General features: G+C 51.7%; 13 protein-coding genes and 1 riboswitch. Of the genes, 10 read left to right on the forward strand and 3 right to left on the reverse strand.

All coding sequences use genetic code 11. The features are described 5' to 3' along the window. Positions 1–141 precede the first annotated feature (141 nt). Positions 142–276, reverse strand: a riboswitch (cyclic di-AMP (ydaO/yuaA leader). Positions 277–449: 173 nt separating this feature from the next. Beyond that, positions 450–1,190 carry a YqjF family protein gene (locus tag JOE21_RS13790; protein WP_309867316.1) on the reverse strand — a complete coding sequence of 247 codons (741 nt, stop codon included), beginning with the start codon at positions 1,188–1,190 and terminating at the stop codon, positions 450–452. 245 nt (positions 1,191–1,435) lie between these two features. Here JOE21_RS13790 and JOE21_RS13795 point away from each other — a divergent pair, with 245 nt between their 5' ends. After that, positions 1,436–2,053 (forward strand): YgaN family protein, encoded by a 618-nt coding sequence (locus JOE21_RS13795; protein ID WP_309867319.1) that lies wholly within the window; start codon positions 1,436–1,438, stop codon positions 2,051–2,053. A gap of 500 nt (positions 2,054–2,553) precedes the next feature. On the opposite strand, the gene JOE21_RS13800 is transcribed toward JOE21_RS13795, so the two are convergent. Continuing rightward, complete coding sequence (locus JOE21_RS13800; RefSeq protein WP_309867322.1) at positions 2,554–3,966, reverse strand: amidase; 1,413 nt, start codon at positions 3,964–3,966, stop codon at positions 2,554–2,556. A gap of 385 nt (positions 3,967–4,351) precedes the next feature. Further along, positions 4,352–5,686, reverse strand: a complete 1,335-nt coding sequence (locus JOE21_RS13805) for an esterase/lipase family protein (protein ID WP_309867325.1) — start codon at positions 5,684–5,686, stop codon at positions 4,352–4,354. A gap of 247 nt (positions 5,687–5,933) precedes the next feature. Between JOE21_RS13805 and purU the strand changes: the two genes are divergently transcribed. The 9 genes from purU to JOE21_RS13850 all read left to right on the forward strand — a co-directional run bounded on the left by purU (position 5,934) and on the right by JOE21_RS13850 (position 16,455). After that, entirely contained in the window at positions 5,934–6,818 is an 885-nt protein-coding gene (purU, locus tag JOE21_RS13810; protein WP_309867327.1) for a formyltetrahydrofolate deformylase, read from the forward strand. 141 nt (positions 6,819–6,959) lie between these two features. Beyond that, a complete protein-coding gene (locus JOE21_RS13815) occupies positions 6,960–7,781 on the forward strand; it encodes a squalene/phytoene synthase family protein (RefSeq protein ID WP_309867330.1) in 822 nt (273 codons plus the stop codon). Positions 7,782–7,985: 204 nt separating this feature from the next. Next, positions 7,986–8,972, forward strand: a complete 987-nt coding sequence (locus JOE21_RS13820; protein WP_309867332.1) for a sugar-binding protein — start codon at positions 7,986–7,988, stop codon at positions 8,970–8,972. Continuing rightward, positions 8,969–10,453: a sensor histidine kinase gene (locus JOE21_RS13825; protein ID WP_309867335.1), complete on the forward strand. Its 1,485-nt coding sequence runs from the start codon at positions 8,969–8,971 to the stop codon at positions 10,451–10,453. Before JOE21_RS13820 ends, JOE21_RS13825 begins: the two co-directional genes overlap by 4 nt. A 2-nt stretch (positions 10,454–10,455) precedes the next feature. Further along, positions 10,456–12,027 carry a response regulator gene (locus JOE21_RS13830; protein WP_309867338.1) on the forward strand — a complete coding sequence of 524 codons (1,572 nt, stop codon included), beginning with the start codon at positions 10,456–10,458 and terminating at the stop codon, positions 12,025–12,027. A gap of 212 nt (positions 12,028–12,239) precedes the next feature. Then, positions 12,240–13,307, forward strand: coding sequence for a D-xylose ABC transporter substrate-binding protein (xylF, locus tag JOE21_RS13835; RefSeq protein ID WP_309867342.1), 1,068 nt, complete (start codon positions 12,240–12,242; stop codon positions 13,305–13,307). A 66-nt stretch (positions 13,308–13,373) separates the two neighbouring features. Beyond that, positions 13,374–14,888: a xylose ABC transporter ATP-binding protein gene (locus JOE21_RS13840; RefSeq protein ID WP_309867344.1), complete on the forward strand. Its 1,515-nt coding sequence runs from the start codon at positions 13,374–13,376 to the stop codon at positions 14,886–14,888. A 4-nt stretch (positions 14,889–14,892) separates the two neighbouring features. Beyond that, positions 14,893–16,095 carry a sugar ABC transporter permease gene (locus JOE21_RS13845; RefSeq protein WP_309867347.1) on the forward strand — a complete coding sequence of 401 codons (1,203 nt, stop codon included), beginning with the start codon at positions 14,893–14,895 and terminating at the stop codon, positions 16,093–16,095. Between the two features lie 180 nt (positions 16,096–16,275). Beyond that, positions 16,276–16,455, forward strand: a complete 180-nt coding sequence (locus tag JOE21_RS13850) for an H-type small acid-soluble spore protein (protein ID WP_309867349.1) — start codon at positions 16,276–16,278, stop codon at positions 16,453–16,455. The last annotated feature ends 418 nt before the right edge of the window (positions 16,456–16,873 follow it).

Below are 16,873 nucleotides of genomic sequence, written 5' to 3' on the forward strand. Positions count from 1 at the left end.
TTGCCCCGCAACCAATAGATTTTACTCCCTGATGTGTACTTCTCACTGGATTAGAAGATTCAAGGAGGAACGCCTTCATAGAAAAAGCCACCGAAGTGGGTCACTTCGATGGCCGGTTGAAAGCCATGCAAAAGAAACCACCACTCCTCTCCGAAACGCTTACGAGGTTAGCTGACGGATTCGGGCTGGTGGAGAGTTCGCCCTACCTGTGCAAACAGGATTCACCCCAAAAAAAGTCGGGTCCCCCGCTCCTTACGGATTCAGCGAATGAATGGCGCTTTGAAAGCGTCTGATGAAAGTTGAATTTAATTTACTCCCAAGGCAATCGTGTTGTCAAGTGCTTTCATCGATCTAGCAAGAGGCTTTACAAATAAAAAATAAAACCAAAAATTCAATCAATGGTTATTCTATGGAACGAAATAAAACGCATAACAAGAACAGATGATCCCCTAAGTGGATTGCAGGAAACGTGGCCAAGCTAGCACTTTTAATCCTTTCGCGTAATGCAGCAATGGTTTTTGACCCTTTGGAATGGAAATCTTACATGCTTCCGCTGCCGTGTTTTGTCTAAATTCAGCTTCTGCATGCTGAAGCGACCATGGCAGATGGTGAATATCAGTTCGGTATAATTTTTTTTGGTGGGTCGTATACAAGCAATATCTTTCCATCAACCAGTGTTCCAATGTGTTTTTCTGCGCATAAAACACATCAGAAACGGGACGATACAGGCAATGAAATTCAGCAACCGGAGTATTCGGGTGTGTACGTTTACTTGTGAACTCAATCTCCTCTCCCCTCTGTATCAAGCTCATTTGAGCATTTAGATAGGGTAAATGGTAAGCGGAACGTGCAAAGGCAACAGCCAAACGGTGGGCTGCATCACAACTGAAGAAAAATACGCCCGGTTTGCCTCGGTGGATCACATAAGTCCTTACGTTCAGTTCAGGAAAGCGGTTTGCATATGGGATCACGGGCAGCCGGCGCAATCGGATGTCGGACATTTCAAATGGAACAATGCTAATCCATCCTTGATTGTCAAACGTATCGATCTCCAAACAGGGTGGAACCAGATCGCGGATCTGGTTGATAGAAACAGACCAATGACTAAACAATGCTTTTCCCCATGTCTGAGACATGACCCATGGCTGTGTTGGCAGTTCCCACGGACGATGGCTCGTTTGGTTCAACATAAACATATTTCTCCTCATGATGAGTCTTTTTACGTTCATTATAAAGGATAACAAGACGGGGTATGTGGATAGTGAAACATACCGTTTCTAATCAGGGGCGGTATTTTTTGTCGATGGGTAAGTAAAAGGCTGGAATATAGAATCGCTTTCTATTACTATAATTGGGTAGCATTTCAATCATTGGTTGCAAATCGAATCGATGAACGGGGTTCTATTTTGCTATTTCTAAAAGTGGAGGGGCTTTAATGAAAACGAGATTATGTATACTGGTTGTATTCGGATTGATCGGAATGGTCGGCTGTAGTCATCCGGTTGATCCGGATGAGGGGAAAGAAGTGACGATTTCTCCATATGAGTGGACGGATCGTGAAGAACAAGCGATAAATTTAGTGGCTACTTCCTCAACCGATGTTTTGGTTTACCAGATCACTCCTGGAAACATCAAAATGGATAAGAAAATAGACCATTATCAAAACGGGAAGATCAAAGACACATTTGGCGAGTCATCAAGTGAATACGTGGACGACGAAATTTGGATTTCTTTTGGTTTGCGAGAGTTTTTCACGGAAGATCAAGACCTTCGTCAATGGTATATAGCTGATCATGGGTCCAGTCAAAGTGGGAACATCACCATGGTGGAAGATCAGGAACCAGATGAAGGAATAGCTAGATTCACATCTTCCCTTGGTAAAGAGAAGCGCTTATCTGATGATCAATATTTGGCGGTTGGGGCTTTTGTACAAAACAAAAATGAAAATGAAAAGGGGGTTCGGGCGCTGCCGATCGAAGACCTGGAAACACTAATCAAAGAAAATGAAGATGTCTATGTCCTTTCCTGCAAATTAAGCGATGGGGATTGGTAAAAGAGTCATCCCCGCCAACGGTGGTTAATTATAGAAAATGTCCAGTGCCCCTACTACTACTAAGAACGCGCTTGGAAAAATTAAATCAAACAAAACCGGCTGTGGAAGCCGGTTTTGTTGGTCCATATGGGCTAAAGGATCGATCGGAATGAATCAATCTTCAAAGGATTTTCGTCTTAATATCATTCTTTCCAGATGATTGACCCTTTTTTCTAAACTGAAGATCCGTCTGTCATGAGCAAAAACGATTCTGGATAAGTCTTGTTGTTGCAACTGTGCGGGATAAAATGAATGAAAATTTTGTTGGTAAGGATCAAAGTACATTACTTTACCTCCCGTTTAATTTTTCTATGCATGTTATGTTGGAACTGTACTTTTGTGACTGGTATAGTAGCCTATTTTTAACATTCCTATGTTCCCAACAGCCACGAATACGGTTGTAGATGAGGAGAACCCTCCAAAACGGAGGGTTCTCTTTGCACAACATTTTAAATGAAGTATTATAGTTCCGCTCGGACATATCCACGAAATTCTTGTTCCAGCCACTCTCCCAATTGAAAGATCGCCTCTTCCTTTTCGATCCCGCCGATTACCTGGATGGCTACCGGGAGGCCGTCCTCTCCTTCCCCTACGGGGATGACCAGTGCGGGTAAGCCCCACACATTGGCGTAGGCGACAAAGGGCTGATAGATCTTAAAGGTTTTACGAATGGAGAAAAGCTCCCGGTACACTTCGCCATGGGGCGGTGCCGTCCGATGGTAAACGGGCAGGATCAACAACCGGTCGGCGAGATAGGAGTTCAGTTCCTGATCGCCTGCGTCGATGGTCTGCTGGATGGCCGCCACTTGTTTTTTGCTGGGTTTAAACGTGTTGGCTCCGATTAAGGACCATAAGAGATACCGGTGCAAGTCCGATTTTTTCCATAGTCTCTCCTTAAAGAACTCCCCCATGGGCCGGATCGGGCGGTCGCCAAAGGCGATAGCGGCCGTATCCCGTGCCCCGTCGATAGACATCATCCATTGCCACAGCTGTGCCGACTCCCGATAATAGGGCGGCTCCTCATCTGTCACGGAAAAACGGCGGGACAATGATTGATACACCTGGTTCAACAAAGTTTTCGTTTCCTGTTGCAGCGGATAGGGCTGGTTTTGCAGGGGAAACACGATGTCGCACGACTCCAGGGAAGTGGCGGGGGGAGAAGATTCAGCGATGATGGAATGGATAAGACGCGCATCCCGGACCGATTTGGCCATGGCTCCCATCCCGAGCATCCGCTCCTGCAAAGGGATCCGAATCGGAGGGAAGGAGCCAGCTTGCGGAACTTGTCCACGGCCGCTTTTAAATCCGATGACTCCGTTGAAATGGGAGGGAAAGCGGATGGAGCCGCCCACATCGGAGCCCACTCCCACCGCTGCGCCTCCGGCAGCGATCAGGGCTCCCTCGCCGCCGCTGGATCCTCCCGCCGTGCGGCTAACATCCCACGGGTTGTTTGTCCGTCCGTACAACTTGTTTTCCGTCTCCTGACAGAAGCAAAGGGTGGGGGTATTGGTTTTTCCCAGGACGATGGCTCCTTCTTTTCGAAGAGAAGCGACAAGTGTCGCATCCTGATCGGCGAGATGGTCTTTTCGATGGACAAGACCGCCGGTGGTCCGCATCCCCGCCACATCAAAGGACTCCTTAATGCTGATGGGGACGCCGAACAGCCGGCCTTGGACGGTGCCGCGCTTCTGTTCTTCATCGGCCTGTCTGGCTTCCTCCCGCGCTTGCTCAAACCGGTCCTCCACCAGACAGCGGATGGCGGGCTGAATCTTTTTCAGATGGGCGATGTAGGTATCGGTGGCTTCCAGGGAGGAGAGTTCTTGTTTGCGGATTTTTTCTGCGACTGCGGTGGCGTCTAAATCCAGGATCGACATGGGTTTTCACCTCGATTAGGGTGTGTGTGAATCGGCAGGGCGAGATCCCGGGTCGGTATGGCTGTCTTTGTTTTGTTGCAAAGCGCATAGCCAGATCGGGGAACAAAGTGACCCAGGTGAGACTGGTGTTCTGTGAGTGAAAGGCGAACCAAACACCATACCGACCCTTCCCTCTACCTACGGAAAATTAAATGACGAGACAGGCCCTCACAGGGCTTGGATTAGATACCCACCGGGGAACACCCGGTACCTTTCTGATAAGGGGCGAGCTTCCCCATTTCACCTGTACAATTCAGCATCACTCCTTTTGATTCCTGCAACAAACCACTCCCGCAAAAGTGGTTGATCCGTCAAGTGACGAATGCCGTCCCGTCATCGGTTCGGGTTATTCGGGGAGGGAAGCGAGCAGGGCGGCCAGTTCCCGATACCAGGGGCGTAAGTCCCGCACTCCCCATCCGATTACGTCGAGGTGGTCATAAGACCGCATCATGCCGAGATGGTTCCATTTCCCCCTTTCTGGTTGCCCCTCATAGAAGACGATAAGATCTGTCGATCCCAGTGAAGGACCGTCCATCGAACGGGTATTCACCATCCCGTCGTTTTTAAACCATCGACGGTCCACCACGAAATCATCCGTCTTGCGGGTATGCCGTCCCATGTAGATGGAGAAGGAATAAAACGCCGGATTCATCAGCGGTTCCGGAAGTTCATGACCCGTCAAGATGCTGCGATAGGTTTGCTCATTACTGACAGAAAAATAAAAGACATCCGGTTGAGCCTGAACCCATCGGTTTAGTTCCATCGCACCCGGCAGGCTGAGATCCCATTCACTGGTATCCTTGTTTTTTTCCCATATCTTACTTTCACAGACGCGTTTCATATAGGCATCAAACGATTCACCCGGCAATCGCTTTAAACCCCATTGGTCCAATTTAAAATCGTAATCCATGATTTCTCGATTCCCTGCGACTGCGGCAAAAGCGGCGATCAACTGTTGGATTTTCGGGAATACATCCTGAACATGATAAGTCAGTGTCGAACCGTCATGGGGGGTGGAAATGGTCATCACACTGGCAACCCAGGGTTTTTTCTCCCCATTAAATAAGGGGGAGAGCGTTTCGGAGTCTGTGGAAGCGCTTTCATTTTTGTCCCCGTTTTGCAACAGCTGCGTCAGAACCCGGATCGTCTGTCCGCCCATACTGTGACCAATTAGATGAACCTTCTTCACCTTTCCCGTCTCTTCATCCACTTCTCCCCATTCGGGATACAGACCGGAATAGGTTCTACCGTAGCGGGCGTGTCCGTGTGTTTCCGCATGGACTTTTCCGTAATCGACGCGTCCCCCCTTAATCTGGGCGTACAGTTCCACTGCTCGGTCCCAGTTGCTGGAAACGGTTCCAATATCGGCGACGTAAACGTCGTAGCCCCGTTTCGTCAGGTCTTGTTTGATGTCGTTTAATCCTCCCCAGTACTTTAAGGAGTAAAGCTGATCAAATCCCCCCAAGCCGTGGACCAAAATGATCGGGTACGAATTCTGTCTGGAATCGGCAGCGGGTTGGATGGTCACGCTTGGTTTGATCTTTTTCTCCCGAACCGCGGCTTCCGGGGATGAATGGAATGGATGATCGTTGGATGAGGAGGCATTTGCCGAAGAAGTCGTGATCATCCATGCAAACAGGAGCGTAATGGCCACCGATACGCCGCAACGTTGCACAAACATGGCGGATTTTCCCTCCCTTCACATTTGAAATATGTTTATTTTATATTCTAAAAATTATGATATAAATGATTGCCAGAAAATCGTCATGCAAACCCCTCTTGGCGAACGGAGGGATGGAGCTTAAAATAGAGCGAGGCCTGTATGATTTGTTTTGGTGCGCCTTTTTCTGAATGTCATTCATCCCAGCTATTCGGCAGGTATCCGCACCGGACTGTACCAGGTTTGTTAACAAGGGAGGAAATCATAGATGACTCATCTTTCATCTGGCAACGAACAAAGCAACGAAGGCAGGCTCTTGATCTCCTGTCCGGACCGGCCCGGGATTGTAACGACGGTGTCGCGGTTTTTGTACGACTGGGGAGCCAATATCATTCGATCGGATCAGCATACCACGGACCCGGAGGGTGGCCATTTTTTTATGCGGGTGGAGTTCCAAATGGATGATTTGGACAGGCGCTTTGCGGAACTGGAAGAGGCCTTCGGGGAAACGGCGGAACGGTTCCGCATTTCCTGGCGCATGAGCCGGCCGAGCCATAAAAAACGGATGGCGATTTTTGTATCCAAGGAGGAGCACTGTCTGGTTGATCTGTTGTGGCGGTGGCAAATCGGGGAGCTGAACGCGGACATCGCGATGGTGGTCAGCAACCATCCCGATATGGAGAAGTGGGTCTCCCCGCTGGGCATTCCGTATCATCACGTTCCCTGCACCAGAGAGACGCGGCTGGAGGCGGAGCAGAGGCATCTGCAGCTGTTGGAGGAAGAGGGAGTGGACCTGGTGGTATTGGCCAGGTATATGCAGATCATCCCGTCGACGATGGTGGAGCAATACCAAAACCGGATGATCAATATCCACCACTCGTTCTTACCCGCCTTCATCGGAGCCAATCCTTACAAACAGGCGTATGAGCGGGGGGTGAAGATCATCGGGGCGACTGCCCACTATGTGACTGAGGATCTGGACGAAGGGCCGATCATCGAGCAAAATGTGGAACGGGTTGACCACCGCTGCGGGGTGGAAGACTTAAAACGGATGGGACGCGATGTGGAGCGGCTGGTTTTGGCCCGGGCGGTACAGTGGCACTTGCATGACGAAGTGCTGGTTTACGGGAATAAAACGGTGGTCTTTCGGTGATGGAATCCCCGCTTTTTCCGAAAGGAGAGGCGGGGGTTTTTTGCCGGAGATTGAAGAATCGTTTTCTTTCGCCCGGAATTTTGGCATACTCGCCTATGTAAGGTAAAATGGAAAAAACGTCGTTTGGAGGCTACGCCCAGGATGAGTAAACCAATGGAGTACAATCGAGACGCGATGGACATGCTCCGCGCCACCAGCCGGACTTTTTTCATCCCCATCTCCCGCCTTCCTGCGGATTTGAAAGAAGCCGTGACGTCGGCGTATCTTTGCATGCGGGCAATCGATGAGATAGAAGACCACCCCCAGCTGCCGTCTGAAGCCAAAGTGACCTTGCTTCGTTCCATCAGCGAAACTCTGCAAAAGCCTTTCACAGCGGATGAGCTGGTGGCGCCGCTCAAGCCGTATCAATCGCTCCTGCCGGAAGTCACCTTGCGGATGGGGGAATGGGCTCAGCTTGCACCCGAGTCCGTCCAACCGGAGGTGTACAGCCGCACGGCGGTGATGGCGGAGGGGATGGCCGGCTGGGTAATAAAAGGGTGGCAGGTTCGCACGGAAGAGGATCTGGACGATTACACGTTTTATGTGGCCGGGTTGGTCGGGTTGCTGTTGAACGACCTGTGGAAATGGTATGACGGTACCGAGGCGGATGAAGATTTGGCCGTCGGATACGGACGCGGTTTGCAGGCGGTTAATATCATCCGGAATCGGGAGGAGGATCTCTCCCGCGGCGATGTAGACTTTTACCCAGACGGGTGGCAGGCGGAAGACATGTTTCAATACGCCCGGCGCAACCTGGCGATGGCCGACGCCTACACCGACAGCATCCAATCCAAGCCGGTTCTCGACTTCTGCAAGATCCCCCTCACCCTCGCCCACGGAACGCTGCGAGCCATCGAAGCCGGTGAAACGAAACTGAGCCGGGTGGCGGTCAAGAAGCTGGTGCAGAAAATCATCGGGGAGTGACTCTCCGATCCACAGCTACATAACATCCACCATTAAAAAATTCCTATCCTGCCGATAGGGATTTTTTATATAACCGGATGAATCCTTTCTATGGATAATATTTCCGAACGGATCGATTCGTAACTTCGCTATAATCAAATGTACAGAATGGTGAAAACCTTCCCATTCCTGCCGGTCAGGGAGAGCGTTGTTGGGGGGATTCGATTGTTTAAAAGAGTATTGTTGTTATGTACGATCCTCATGTTAGCGCTGTCATTGGGTACATCTGTCTATTTTGCGGGAAAGGCGCGGGAAGCCCATCAACCGATTGAGAGAAAACCGGTGGACCATCGTCCGGAACACCATTTGGTGTTTATTTCGCAAGAGATGGGGAGCCCTTTTTGGAGGGAAATGGAGAGGGGAGCACGGGCTGCCGCCGAAGGTCATGATGTCGTGATCGAATTTCGGTCACCGGTGCAACCCAATTATAAAGAGCATGTCAGTTTAATTGAGATGGCCGTGGCATCCCAGGTGGACGGCATCATTACCCAAGGTTTGACGGATCAGGGGTTTGCACCCGCCATCAACCATGCGTTGGATCGAGGCATCCAGGTGATTACCGTGGATTCCGATGTGATGGATAGCAAACGATTTGCTTATGTCGGCACCCATCACTATCGTGCCGGATACCGGGTGGGACAGGAGATGGTGCGGGCGATGGGGGAAGAAGGGAAAGTCGGCATTATTCTCAGCAGCAAGGAAGAAAACAATATGATCCAGCGGATGGAAGGGTTCCAGGATGCCATCCGCTCGTATCCCGGAATCCAGGTCGTGGCGGTGGAAGAGTCCAACGCCAGTTTAAGGCAGGCATCCGAAAAGGCCGCGAAGATCTTTAATACGCATCCGGATGTCAAGGGGTTGTTCGGCATCAGTCCCCCGGATGCTCCTGGCTTGGTGGAAGTGGCGGAGGAGAGGGGAAAAACGGGAGAAGTGGTGATCATGGGCTTCGGTGATCTTCCGCAAACCTTTCGCTTGGTGGAAGAAGGGAAATTGACCGGAGTGGTGGTGCAACAACCTTACGAGATCGGATATCGATCCGTGGAATCGATGATGGCTCTCCTGAAAGGAAAGCAGCCCAGCCGCGAGCTGTACATTCCCTTTGAGTGGCGGACATCGCAACCCCTTCAGGGAAGTGAGGGGGAAAAGCGATGATACGTCTTCGAACGAAACTGTGGATGTTTTTTCTCTGTATGATCTTGTTGCTGTATGGGGTGGCCTATGTTTTGTATAACAGCAGCCAACAGTCGGTGGAAGAGTACAATCACCAATTTAACCGGTTTCTGCTGTTAAACGATGTTTCCCAACAGACGGATCAGGTGTTGCAAAGGCTGAATACGTATCTGGGGGAAAAATCCCCTGAAAATCAATCTTCGTATCAAGCGAACCGGGAGAACCTGCGGCAACTTCAGAAGCGCTTGGTTCCGGAAATCGAACATCAAGACAATCATATTCGATTAAAAAGCTATTCCCATATGATCGGCAACTTTTTGAAAGAAGCGGATTTGGCCTTCAATTATTCCAACTTAAATGATGATGCCCAAAGCTCGTATCATTACGAACAAGCCGTTCAACTCTCCCGCTTTATTCTCCAGACGACACAAGATCTGATCGACCGGGAGCTGACCCAGTACTATCCTTTTTATGCGGATATGGTGGAACGAAACCGGCATCTGCAGTCGATGAGTACGGCCATTTTCATCTCCATTTTGTTGACGGCCGGATTGTTTACGTACGGGTTTGCGGGCGGGATCACCCGGCCGATCGAGCAGTTGGCCCGGGAAGCCAAACAGATTTCCCGGGGTAATCTGGACGGCGATGACATCCGGGTGAAGAGCCGGGATGAAATCTTTTATCTGGCTGAATCCTTTAATCGCATGCGGCAGCGGTTAAAAGAGCTGATCCAGGAAATCAAGGAAAAGGCAAGTCTGGAAAAAGCGTTGCAACAACAACGCGTTCAAAATCTGGAGGTTCAAAATCTGTTGAAAGAGATGGAGCTGAAAACGTTACAAAACCAGATTCAGCCCCACTTTTTGTTTAATACCTTAAATGTGATTTCCAAGCAGGCCTATTTAGAAGGTGCGGAGCAGGCTAGCGGCCTGATTGAATCGGTGGCCCGTATGTTTCGTTATAACCTGAAGGGGATGGACCGGCCTGTTACGTTAAAGGAAGAAACCGGGCACGTGCAGCATTATTTTGCGATTCAGACGGCCCGTTTTCGGGAGCGGGTCGGTTTGTCCATCGAAGTGGAGGAATCGTGTCTCCCCCATATGATACCCGTCCTTACGCTCCAACCGTTGGTGGAAAACGCCTTTATCCATGGGGTGGAGGATTGTGAAGCCGGGGCGGTCATCCGTGTACGCGTGTATCGGGACGAAAGCGATGTGGTGGTGGAGGTGGAGGATAACGGGAAGGGGATGGATGCGGACACGGTTCGACGGCTGTTGCATCCCGAGTCGGAGGGAGGCACCCAGACATCCGGACATTCCACCGGGCTGGGGGTGCAAAACGTGCTGAAGCGTCTGCGCCTGTTTTATGGCCGGGAGGAGATCGTACAGATCGAATCGGAACCAGGAAAAGGGACGCAGATTCGTTTATCCCTTCCGTATACCGTTGCGAGTGAAGGAGGTGGCTGAACATGTATTCACTGCTGATTGCTGATGATGAACCGATTGAACGGGAAGCGATGCGCGTCATGCTTGGACGCCTTCTTTCCGATCGGGTTTGTGTGGTGGGAGAAGCGGAAAATGGACGAATCGCCGTCCGACAGGCGGAAGAAAAACAACCGGACATCGTGATGATGGACATCAAAATGCCCGGTATTGACGGAATCGAAGCGATCCGGGAAATCCGGCGGAAATTGCCGGATGCGCATTTTATCATGATCACGGCATATGACCACTTTCAATATGCCCGCGAGGCGATGCGCCTGGGGGTGAAGGAGTATATCCTGAAGCCTGCGTCCAAAGAGGAAGTGGTGGAAGCCGTTGAACGCGTCATCCAAGAGATCCAATCGGAACGATCCCGCCGGGAAGCGGAGCTGGATCTGAAAGAAAAATGGATGCGGGTACAGCCGCTGGTGGAGGCGGAGTTGGTGGCATCCCTCCTGCTGGATCGCGTCGGTGATATCAGTTGGGAAGAGCTGTCCCGCCTGCTCCAGGTTCGCATGAATGCCGGGTTCTCCCTGGTGATCTCCCTGCTGTCCGACATGGAAGGAGAAGAATCCAAGGAAGGGATTCGTCAAACCTATGAAACGATCAAGGACCGGGTGAAGCAAGAGAATACCCGTTGTTTTGTGGGACCGATGACGGGGATGCAGATTCCGGTGTTGGTCGTTTGGAAAGAGCCGCTGGATGCTGGAGGACCCTCGGCAAAAGCACGGGTTTTGAGTGTGGTGCGGCAATTGACGCAGGCGTTGAGGCGAGCGGTGGATCAAGAGCTGTTCATCGGAGCGGGAACAGGCCGCTCACAGGTGCAAGAATTGCGTCAATCGTATTTGGAAGCCCTGATGGCTTCACGCAACCCGTCGTTGCCGGCGGGGTACGCCCTGTATGAGGATGTCTCCAGAGAGGTGGAATCGGATCGGGCGGCATTACTGGAGGCGGAAAAACAAGTGATGGAAGCGGCCCGGGAGGGGGATATCGATCAACTGTTGCACCGGTACGGATGTTACTTTCAGGAAGTGCTCGTCGATGCAAAAGGCCGTTTGCCAGATTGCCGCAACCGCTTGATGGAACTCTTGATCGTCCTGCATCGGGGAACCCATGCCCCCTCTGCGGACGGAACAGGGTGGGAACGGCTGCAACCCGCCTCTACGATTGGAGAGTTGCGGGAACTGGGTCGACAGTATCTATTGGAACTGTTTCACCATGTTCAGGAACAACGCCACTGGCGACTGCAAAACCGGTTGAAACGGGCGAAAGCGTATATGCGAGAGCATTACCGCGATCATCTGACATTGGAATCGGTGGCCGAACATGTCAATCTGAATCCGTATTATTTCAGTAAGCTGTTGAAAGAAGAATGCGGGATGACCTTTATCGATTATTTGACTCATGTTCGGATTGAACAAGCGAAAGAACTGATTGAAAGCGGGGAGATGAGTCTGAAGGAGATCTGCTATGAAGTGGGGTATCACGACCCCAATTACTTCAGCCGGGTCTTTAAAAAGGTGACGGGAGTGCCTCCGAGCCGGTATTTGCATCGGTAAACAAGAGAATAGGGAAAAGTGCAAAATCGGATAGGTGACCGCAAAAAAGTGCTACCTGTCCGTTTTTCCATCGATGGATCCCATCCCTGTTACAGACAGGACAAAAAAATGAAGCAATTTTCAAAAGAATGAAGGCGTTTACACGATGGAGAGCTTGTGGATCGTGATACCTTTTTGTTGAAAGCGATTTCAAGTTCAAAGGGGGAACACCGATGAAACGGCATCGACGATGGACTGTTTTAACGGCAATTATGCTCATTATCAGCCTGTTTGCGACTGCTTGCGGGTCGGGGAACCAGGCGGGTTCCGGTTCCGACGATCAAGTGGTGATCGGATTTTCCATGGATACGCTGGAAGAGGAGCGGTGGCAGCGGGACCGCGACCTGTTTGTGAAAAAGGCGGAAGAATTGGGCGCCAAAGTGAACGTGCAGGCAGCCAACAGTGATGACGCCGTCCAGCTGGCCCAGGTGGAGAACCTGATCACCCAAGGGGTGGATGTGCTGGTGGTGGTTCCGCACAATGCGGAGGCCGCCGCGGCGATTGTGGACAAAGCTCATGAGGCGGACATCCCCGTCATCTCCTACGACCGCTTGATCCGGAACGCCGAAGTGGACTTGTATGTTTCCTTTGATAATGAGCGGGTGGGAGAGATGCAGGCGGAATCGATCACCCAAGAAGTTCCCAAAGGCAAGTACGCCTTGATCGAAGGGGCGGATACGGATAATAACGCCCACCTCTTTAAAAAAGGGCAGATGAATGTGTTGAAACCCCTGGTGGAGAAAGGGGACATCGAGATCGTATACGATCAGTGGACGAGAGATTGGAGACCCGAGGTGGCATTGCGGAATATGGAGAACGCTCTGACCGCCAATAAGAATGAAATCGATGCGGTCCTGGCCGCCAACGATGGGACTGCCGGCGGGGTCATTCGTGCCTTGGATGCCCAGGGGCTGGCCGGAAAAGTGCCGGTTTCCGGACAGGACGCCGAGTTGGCCGCCTGCCAGCGTGTGGTGGAAGGAACCCAGACGATGACGGTGTACAAACCGATTCATCTCTTGGCGGAAAAAGTGGCGGAAGTGGCTGTCGACATGGGGAAAGGGAAAGAGCCAAAACCGGATTCCAAGGTGAACAATGGAAAAATCGATGTGCCCTCCATTTTGCTGGATCCGATCGCGGTCACTAAAGACAACATGATGGATACGATCATCAAGGACGATTTTCATAAAATGGAAGACGTCTATAAGAACGTTCCCAAAGACCAACGGCCGAAACAAGGATGAGTGTAGGATGAGGCAGGCCAATCGACCTGCCTCCTTTTATTCCACTGAGGAAGGAGGAACCTTACGATGGATTACGCATTGGAGATGAAAGACGTCAGCAAAACCTTTCCCGGTGTCAAAGCCCTCGACAACGTCAATTTCGCCGTCAAGAAGGGAGAAATCCACGCCCTCTGCGGTGAAAACGGAGCGGGCAAATCCACCTTAATCAAAATTTTAAGCGGCTTGTATCCCGCCGGTACGTTCGAAGGGGAAATCCGGATCAATGGAAAACCCGTCTCCTTTTCCGATATCCGGGATGCCGAACGGACCGGGATCGCCATCATCCATCAAGAGCTGGCGTTGGTCAAGGAAATGACGGTGGGTGAAAATATCTTCCTCGGCGCGGAACCGTCGATCGGCCCTGTGGTCCATTGGGATCATATTTATCGGGAAGCGAATCGGCTGCTGCAAGAGGTGGGGTTAAAAGAGATCGGGGCGGAAGAAATCGTCGGTCATTTGGGGATTGGGCAACAGCAGTTGGTGGAGATCGCCAAGGCGCTCTCCAAACAAGCGGATATTCTTCTGTTGGATGAACCGACGGCCGCCTTGACGGATACGGAAGTCCAGGTGTTGATCGGGATTTTACGTCAACTGCGGGAGCGGGGTGTTACCTGCATTTACATTTCTCATAAATTGGACGAGGTGTTTGCCATCGCCGATTCCATCACGGTGTTGCGGGATGGGCGCTCTGTCGGCACCCACCCCGTCCAGGAGTGGACGGAAGAGCGGGTAATCGCCCATATGGTGGGCCGGGAGCTGACCGACCGCTATCCCGAACCGGACCGGACGCCGGGGGATGTCGTTTTTTCCGTTCACGATTATACGGTCTGGCATCCGCAGGACGGCTCGGAAAAGATCCACGGGGTTTCCCTTCAGGTGCGGCGCGGGGAGATTGTGGGCGTAGCCGGATTGATGGGGGCCGGCCGGACGGAATTGATGGCCAGCTTGTTTGGGGCTTATCCGGGCAAGAGCGCAGGCGAGATTCGAATGAACGGCCAAAAGATCCGGATCCGGTCTACCGCGGACGCGATCCGGCACGGGCTGGCTTTTGTGACGGAAGACCGGAAACGGACGGGATTGGTTCTGGGGATGGATGTGAAAACCAATACATCCCTGGCCCATCTGGATCGGCTGCACCAGTTCGGCGTCCTACGGGAAAACGAGGAGGTTCGTCTGGCGGAACAATATTCCCGTGAGCTGCGGGTCAAAACCCCCTCTATGGAGACGGCGGTAGGAACGTTAAGCGGCGGCAATCAGCAGAAGGTGGTTCTGGCCAAGTGGCTGATGACCCGTCCCCAATTGCTGATCCTGGATGAGCCCACCCGGGGGATCGATGTGGGCGCCAAATTTGAAATCTACCAGATTATGAATCGGCTGGCCCGGGAAGGCGTCTCCATCTTGATGGTCTCTTCTGAGCTTCCTGAAGTGCTGGGAATGAGTGATCGGATTTACGTGATGTGTGAAGGACGCATCACCGCTGAATGGACACGGGAAGAAGCGACACAGGAAAAAATCATGCATGCCGCAACGGGAGGTCGTTGAGCATATGGAAACACAGGTGAACAATCCGGCGGTGGAGGAGGGATCCGCGGAAACCGAAAAGAAGCGGATCGTCTGGTTCGGCAAACTGGATGTGCGTGCATATACGATGATTGCCGCCTTGCTGGGGATTTGGATTTTCTTTTCGCTGACCAATGACTTTTTTCTCTCCCCCCGTAATTTGTCCAATCTCTTTTTACAGATGTCGGTAACCTCGATCCTGGCCATCGGTGTCCTCCTGGTGATCGTGGCAGGGCACATCGATTTATCCGTCGGCTCCATCGTCGGACTGACGGGCGGGATCGCCGCTATTCTTCAGGTGTGGTATGACTGGAACACCTTGCCGGCGATACTGGTCACCCTGGCTGTGGGGGTGTTAATCGGGTTATTTCAGGGGTGGTGGGTCGCCTACCAGGCGGTGCCGGCGTTTATCGTCACCTTGGGCGGCATGATGGCGTTTCGCGGGATTCTCATGGGGATCACCCAAGGCTCCACCATCGCCCCTTTGTCCGACAGCTTCAAAATGATCGGCTCCTCCTATCTGCCCCAGTCCGTGGGATGGGGGTTGGCGGCAGTAGTGACGGCCGTGGTGATCTTCAACGCCTGGAGTCGGCGCCGCTCGCGCCAAAAATACGGATTTCCCTTGGACTCTCCGGTGATGGACATCGGAAAAGTACTGCTGACGGTAGCATTGGTCGGTACCTTTGTCGGCGTAATGAACAATTACAAAGGGATTCCCTTTCCGATTATCATCGTACTGGTCCTGGCGGTGCTGTTTACGTTTATTGCGAAAAAGACCCGTTTTGGCCGCCATATCTATGCCATCGGGGGCAACCAGGATGCGGCCCGTCTGTCGGGGATTCCGGTGAAGAGACGGGTCCTGTGGGTGTTCGTCCTTAGCAGCCTCCTGGCCTCCGTAACGGGAATCGTGCTCACCTCCCGCGTCAACGCCGCCACCATCGGAGCGGGAACCATGTACGAACTGGACGCTATCGCCGCCTGTGTCATCGGCGGAACCAGCCTGATGGGCGGAGTGGGTACCATCTTCGGCGCTGTCATCGGCGCATTGGTAATGGCTTCATTGGACAACGGCATGAGCATTATGAACATGGAGAGCTTTTGGCAGTACATCGTCAAAGGAAGCGTCCTCATCTTCGCCGTGTGGCTGGACATGTACAGCCGTCGCCGTAAGCGGGCAGCGGCAGGGTGAGGGTCCAACTTTTTTGAAGCGATTCGCCTGATCCTAACGTGATGGATTCAGGCGGATCGCTTTTTATAATCTCACGGTCTGAGCCCCAATATAGGAAATAGCTTCGGCTTCTTGGATAAAATTTCTGGAGATGAAACACAATCTTTATGAAAGAAACTGGATGAAAAAGGGGGATCTTTGATGGATATGATCCGAGCGAAACAGATTCTCGAAACGCCCAAAGAAGTGGAAGTGCATCATGAAGGAGCGCCGATCTGGATTCAAAATGTGGATGAACATGCCCAAACAGCCCGAATCTACCCCACTGCCGATCCGGAAAACGAAAAAACCGTACCCGTCCATGAACTGGAGGAGAAGTGAACACAAAAAGATTTCTCGATCCTTGAGTGCTGAAACAACATAAAAATCCGGACAGGGTCATTTAGCTGTCCGGATTCTCTATATTTTACGGTCTTAACCTAGCCCTAACCGATCACTACATCGGAACGAAATAAGCCTCATCACCAGACCGAATCTAGGCAAGGGGGTGAGGCATGGAAGGGCTTTAAGCAATCGCGGTCTTGTTGGTCGCACTTGTCGCTGTTGCTTGCTTCGTCCAGGTTTGGTGCGAAAAGCGTCACCGGAAGAAGTGGTGTTGACCTTTTAGATTTGGGCTAGTTATAATGGAAAGCCACTAACGAATGGCCGTTCTTAGTGGCACAGGCCCACGGTGAGGCAACCCTATCCTCGTTCTCTCTTGCCCTTTATGGTATATGTTCTACGGGAGTATATTCAACCG

This window comes from Desmospora profundinema (assembly GCF_031454155.1).
Lineage (GTDB): Bacteria > Bacillota > Bacilli > Thermoactinomycetales > DSM-45169 > Desmospora > Desmospora profundinema.